Annotated in this window: 6 protein-coding genes; 5 read left to right on the top strand and 1 reads right to left on the bottom strand. The window is 37.6% G+C overall.

Annotated features, from left to right (window positions below; genetic code table 11):
- Window positions 1-24: 24 nt before the first annotated feature.
- The 4 genes from AAEZ22_RS14145 to cas6f are packed head-to-tail and all read left to right on the top strand — an operon-like array spanning window position 25 to window position 4450.
- A complete protein-coding gene (locus AAEZ22_RS14145; protein WP_352297718.1) occupies window positions 25-771 on the top strand; it encodes a hypothetical protein in 747 nt (248 codons plus the stop codon).
- 3 nt (window positions 772-774) lie between these two features.
- Window positions 775-2826 carry a type I-F CRISPR-associated protein Csy2 gene (locus AAEZ22_RS14140; RefSeq protein WP_179807310.1) on the top strand — a complete coding sequence of 684 codons (2052 nt, stop codon included), beginning with the start codon at window positions 775-777 and terminating at the stop codon, window positions 2824-2826.
- Window positions 2826-3854: a type I-F CRISPR-associated protein Csy3 gene (gene csy3 / locus AAEZ22_RS14135; RefSeq protein WP_087530663.1), complete on the top strand. Its 1029-nt coding sequence runs from the start codon at window positions 2826-2828 to the stop codon at window positions 3852-3854. The genes AAEZ22_RS14140 and csy3 overlap by 1 nt, the downstream gene beginning before the upstream one ends.
- Window positions 3851-4450 carry a type I-F CRISPR-associated endoribonuclease Cas6/Csy4 gene (gene cas6f / locus AAEZ22_RS14130; protein ID WP_087530662.1) on the top strand — a complete coding sequence of 200 codons (600 nt, stop codon included), beginning with the start codon at window positions 3851-3853 and terminating at the stop codon, window positions 4448-4450. The genes csy3 and cas6f overlap by 4 nt, the downstream gene beginning before the upstream one ends.
- A 422-nt stretch (window positions 4451-4872) precedes the next feature.
- Here cas6f and AAEZ22_RS14125 read toward each other — a convergent pair whose 3' ends face one another.
- Window positions 4873-5409, bottom strand: coding sequence for an Xre family toxin-antitoxin system antitoxin (locus tag AAEZ22_RS14125; RefSeq protein ID WP_352297713.1), 537 nt, complete (start codon window positions 5407-5409; stop codon window positions 4873-4875).
- Window positions 5410-5654: 245 nt separating this feature from the next.
- Between AAEZ22_RS14125 and AAEZ22_RS14120 the strand changes: the two genes are divergently transcribed.
- The gene (locus AAEZ22_RS14120; protein WP_352297710.1) at window positions 5655-6020 is read left to right on the top strand and encodes a VOC family protein; all 366 of its coding nucleotides are present in this window, start codon (window positions 5655-5657) and stop codon (window positions 6018-6020) included.
- The last annotated feature ends 97 nt before the right edge of the window (window positions 6021-6117 follow it).

The raw sequence follows: 6117 nt of genomic DNA, 5'->3' as shown, positions 1-6117 counted from the left end.
ATGAACCCAATGCGTGGAATTTAAGTGTTCACGATAAAACCGGAATCGGTGTTCACCATCACCGGAATACGCAAATGTAGAGAATGTCATAACTTAATTGATTATAGAGCTTCTGAGGCGTTTTTAGAGTGTGGTTGTGGTTATAAACCAACCAGTAGTGAACAGTTAAACGATGCAGACTTTAAAATTGCATTTGCGCTTGCAAGTAGTAACAGCCAAAAAATAGTGGGGTTGATACCGTGGTTTGCGAAGGTTAAGCAACTTGATGTAAGCGATGCTGACTTTAATCGAGCTTTTGTTGATTACTTTAGTACTTGGCCTGATGGCTTTACAGCTGAACTAGATTTACTCACAAATAATGCGCGGCTCAAACAACTTAACCCTTTTAATAAAACTAAGTTTAACTCTGTGTATGGCAGGGTGATCCGTGATGGTCAAATAGCTGCAACAAGTAACCGTAAAAACAAAGTTCTTGATGAGATTATTAATTACTTTGTCGAATTAGTTGGTAGTAATCCTAAAGCTAAACATCCAAATATTGCAGATTTACTGCTTTGTACTTTTGATGCCGCAGTATTATTAAACACCACTACAGAGCAAGTTTACAGGCTTCATCAAGAAGGCTTTTTAAACTGCGCTTATCCACAAAAAAAGCACGAACAGCTCAGAGCTGATAGCCATGTTTTTTATTTACGCCAAGTGATTGAACTACAGCAAGCATTCGCAGCAGAAAAGCCTCAAACAAAAAAACAATTTATAGCGCCGTGGTAACTTATGAACTTACAAGATGCATTTGCAATTGAACCATTAAAAGAAAAAACCACAATACTAAGAAAGTTGTTTGCGCCATACACGCCTCATGTTGTGGTAGATGGATTTGAAGAACAAGCGCTGACTGTACTCATTAACCTAGTTTATAAGCGCAGTGAAATTGATGATCTAACAAGTACAAGAACCGCTAAAAGTGTATTACGCGATGAAGTGTTACTGAGTAAGTGCATTAACGAAGTTAAATGGTTTCATACTCATAACTTAAAATACCCCGATATACGCGTAAGCCATCAACGTTTAATTAGTGAGGTTGTAAGTGAAGATATTGCGGGTATTTGCAGCCGGTCATTACCTTTAAGTTTTGGCTGGTCGCACAACAGTGCTGAAATTAATCATGCAAAGCTATTTTTAACCTCATTTATTTGGCAAGGTGAAGTGACTTGTTTAGCAAGGCTGTTAATTAATGAAAAGCATGTTTGGATTAATTTAATAAGAGCATACGGGTTTGCTAAAAAGTCGGTTTTAGAAATCTCGGGTAAAATAAAACAGCAGTTGCCAGTGGTAGAGCTCCCATTAGAAGTAAGTTCTTTTTCACCACAACTACAAATGCCACTCCAGCAAAGCTACCTTGCGGTTACGCCTGTAGTTAGCCACGCAATGCTAGCTAAAATTCAGCAATTAACAACAGAACGTAAGTTAAACTTTGGTTTAGTTGAGCACTCAAGGCCAGCCAATGTTGGCGATTTAGCAAGCTCAGTAGGTGGTAATATTAGAGTGTTGCGCTACTCCCCTAAAACATATTCAAAGGCTATTAACCGCTCAAAAGTAGCCAATAATGATATTGAAAAAACATTTAAAATTCGTGCGCTATTAAGTAATCAATTTCAGCATGCACTCTTGGTGTTGGTTGGTATTAAGCAGTTTAATACGTTAAGGCAAAAGCGATTAGCGCGAGTAGCGGCTATTAGGCAGGTACGTGTTAGTTTGCAGTTATGGCTTGATAACATTCTTGAAGCTAAAAATAACGCGCAAAACCAAGCTTACCCTGAGTGGGCAAAGCATTACTTAGATCAGAGTATTACTAACTGTATTAGCCAATTTAGTAACATACTAAATGAGAGCCTAGGTACTTTAAGTAAGCTCAAACGCTTTGCATATCACCCTAATTTAATGGGGTTGTTTAAAACGCAGTTAAACTATGTGTTTACTCATTGTACAACTCAAGAAGAAATATTAAATGATGAGCAAATAGTGTATGTACATTGCCAAGATATGCGAGTGTTTGATGCCGAGGCAATGGCTAACCCATATATTCAAGGCATGCCGTCACTTACAGCTTTAAATGGGCTTGCTCATAATTTTGAGCGTAAGCTAAAAAACTTTATAGACCCTTCAATTAAGTGTATTGGCAGTGCTATTTACATTGAAAACTATCAACTACATAAAGGTAAACCATTACCTGAGCCAAGCAAGTTAAAACAAGTTGCAGGGCGTAGTCATGTAATAAGGTCAGGTATTATTGATAAACCTAAATGCGATATAACACTCGATTTAATATTTAGGCTTTTTGTACCAAATACTGAGCTGTTAGATAAGTTAAATAGTCAGCTTATAAAGCCCGCACTACCATCTACGTTTGCAGGCGGCACTATGCATCCACCTTCGTTATATCAAAATATTGACTGGTGCCATTTATATACTAAACCAAGTGAGCTGTATAAAAATATAAAGACAAAATCGTTAAATGGCAGTTGGTTGTACCCTTCAAAAAAAGTAGTCAAAAGTTTTGAACAATTGATTGATGCCCTTAACGGTAACTTTAATTTAAGACCTGCTGCAATTGGCTTTGCTGCGCTTGAAGAACCCGTAAAGCGAGATGCAGCATTACATGAATACCATTGTTATGCTGAGCCCGTAATTGGGCTTTTAGAGTGTGTTAGCAATACATCAGTAAAGTACGCAGGGGCTAAGCAGTTCTTTCATGACGCATTTTGGGTTATGGATGTTCAAAAAGAGTCTATGCTTATGAAAAAGTCTAAGTTTGAGTATGAATAATGCAATTACCTCGGCACTTAAGTTACACGCGTTCGCTCTCACCCAGTAAAGCGGTGTTTTTTTATAAAACACCAGAGTCTGACTTTGAACCGCTACAAATAGAGCAAAATAAATTAGTTGGGCAAAAGTCAGGGTTTGGCGATGCGTATCAAAAGCAAAATGTGGCTAAAAATTTAGCGCCACAAGATTTCGCTTTTGGTAACCCACAAACAATTGATGTGTGTTACGTGCCCCCAACAGTAAATGAGCTGTTTTGTCGTTTTTCACTCAGGGTTGAGGCCAATAGTATTGAGCCTCATGTTTGTGATGACCCTAAAGTTATTTATTGGTTAAAACGTTTTTTTGAAACCTATAAAAAGCACAATGGCCTTAATGAAGTTGCGACTCGCTATGCTAAAAATATACTGATGGGCAACTGGCTTTGGCGCAACCGCCAATCACCAAATGTTGATATTGAAATCCTCACAGAACATTTAGACCCAATAATCGTTGAGGGTGCACAAAAGCTAAAGTGGCAGGGCAATTGGAAAAATAATCAAACAGCACTAATAACACTATCAGAAGCTATTCAAGAAGGGCTTAGCAGCCCTCAAAATTATTGTTATTTAGATATAACCGCAAAGATTAAAAATGCATTTAGCCAGGAGGTTCACCCAAGTCAAAAGTTTGTAGATGCTGTTGAACAGGGCATGTCATCTAAACAACTTGCGTACACCCAAGTGGGCGATAAAAAAGCAGCAAGTTTAAACTCACAAAAAGTAGGGGCGGCTATCCAAACTATCGATGATTGGTACGAGGGAGGCTACAAACCTTTACGCACTCACGAGTATGGCGCAGATAAGCAAATATTAGTTGCACACAGAACACCTAAGAGCCATTCAGACTTTTATTCATTACTCCCGCGCATTGCTTTGCATATTAAACACATGGAAAAGCATGGTTTAGAGCAAGGTGAAGAATCAGACGCAGTTCACTTTATTGCGGCAGTGCTGATCAAAGGTGGCTTGTTTCAAAGGAGTAAAGGTTGAAGCGCTATTATTTTACTATTACTTATTTACCTAAAAATTGTGATGTAAGCCTTCTTGCTGGGCGTTGTATTGGTATTTTGCATGGGTTTATGAGTTCACGCGAAATAAGTAATATTGGTGTGTGCTTTCCTAAATGGAATGAGCAAACAATAGGTAATGAAGTAGCGTTTGTATCGACAGATAAGAAGCAATTAATCAATCTATCTCAGCAAAGCTATTTTGAGATGATGGCTCATGATAAGTTATTTGGCTTATCAAAAATACTCGAAGTACCAGTAAACCAAAGCGAAGTCATGTTTGTTCGCAACCAATCAGTAGCCAAAGCATTTGTTGGCGAAAAGCAAAGACGGTTAAAGCGCGCTAAAAAACGAGCTGAAGCCAGAGGCGAGGTTTACAATCCTGAATATAAATTTGAGGCAAAGGACATAGGCCACTTTCATTCAATACCCGTATCAAGCAAAGGCAGTGGCCAAAGTTATGTTCTGCATATACAAAAAATTGAAAAAGCTGAACCCATAAATAATCATTTTAACAATTATGGCTTTGCTACAAATCAAACATTTCAAGGCACGGTTGCTTCTTTAAAGGCCCTTTAAAAGTAGTTATAAAATATTCATAGTTTTTTCAATAGCTTAAACTTATAGGTAAAAGTAAGTGTAGATCATATAAAAATCACTTAACAGTTTGGTATTTAAGGTAATACGTACTATTATTTATAGTGAACTGCCGAGTAGGCAGCTGGAAATTTTCCAGCATCTACAGGTCAAAGCCTGCACCTGTGAACTGCCGAGTAGGCAGCTGGAAATTTTTGAATGTGGTCTGGTCGTTCATTACGATGGTGAACTGCCGAGTAGGCAGCTGGAAATTCTAAGTTAACTAATGCTTCTTTACGCAAATCGTGAACTGCCGAGTAGGCAGCTGAAGTTAGGCCGGGAAGTAAACAACCACAAATTGTAACTTTTAACTGCCGAAAAGGCAGAGGGTAAATAAAAAGACCTCAGCAAACGCTGGGGTCTTTTTAAGCGTTATAACCGTGTTTAAGGCTATTAACAACGTTCCTAATTAACCTTCTACCCGCAATTGTATTTACAAATGTTAAAGGTGTTTTAGAGCTAAATTGTAAGGAGCATGTATTTAGCCATTTATTCCATCGTTCAATATTTTCAAAGTAATCAATACAAGTTGATGCTAAATGAGCCAACTCAAAGGTATTTTCGCTCAAAGTTGCATTTAAACGTTTATGCTCTTTTTTATGACGTTCGAAAATTCTAGTATTTGTACCAATTGCTTTAGCAAAGGATTGAATATCCCAACGTAACTCAAGCCTAAATTTCTCAACACTTTTTATATCTAAACCACGCTGAATTAATTCAATTTCATCTAAAGGGTTTGAGCTTAAATTAACTTTTCCATTGCTAAGTATATCTACAAATTTATGATTAGCACTAAGTTGAATATCACTAGGCATAGATACCTCAAAGCCAGAAAAGGTTATATTTAATAATAGCACCTCTACTATCCAGCTGATAGTCGGGTTAGAGCGAAAACCAGCCATTGAGATTGACTAAATATAATAGTTAATTGAGCCGTCAAACGGCTCTTTGCGCATATATTCATGAAAATGAGCGACGCGCGCATATTGGTTCATTTAACTTTACTTTAAAATTTAAGAAAACATTGTGATAGTAATACCTTAGGTTATTTGTTAAAACTCTATAAAGTTGATGAATGAGCGTTAAATCGATAGAAATATGCGCGATGAGCGCACTATTAAATGTTAGGCACACAAGGAGGTAGAATTTGAGCAATTTAAATATTGTAGAACTGAAGGCATTTATTCCATCAAAAGACTTTAATGTCTCAAAGCAGTTCTATTCCGATTTAGGTTTCATAAAAGCATCAGACCAAGATGGTGTTGCATATTTCCACTGTGGTAATTGTAGTTTCTTGCTTCAAGATTTTTACAATCAATCATTAGCCGAAAATCTTATGATGCATCTACTCGTCGAAGATATAGAGTCATGGCATAAACAAGTCATAAACTCAGGTGTCGCCGATAAGTATGGTGTTACAATTTCAAAAATAACTAAACAACCATGGGGCATGCTAGATTTTGTAGTCCATGATCCAAGTGGCGTTCTTTGGCGGTTTGGTCAAAATGTATAGCCTATCAAACAGCTCCACCGGACTCCGCAATGTTTGCACCTTTCCTGCAAAAACACGCAGTAAAGTCGCCAACATTACTTCGCGCGGTGAGCTGGGC

The sequence above is a fragment of the Pseudoalteromonas sp. 20-MNA-CIBAN-0454 genome (assembly GCF_040308685.1).
Lineage (GTDB): Bacteria > Pseudomonadota > Gammaproteobacteria > Enterobacterales > Alteromonadaceae > Pseudoalteromonas > Pseudoalteromonas nigrifaciens.
The sequence above is the reverse complement of the archived record's forward strand: the minus strand, read 5'-3'. Positions and strand labels throughout refer to the sequence as shown.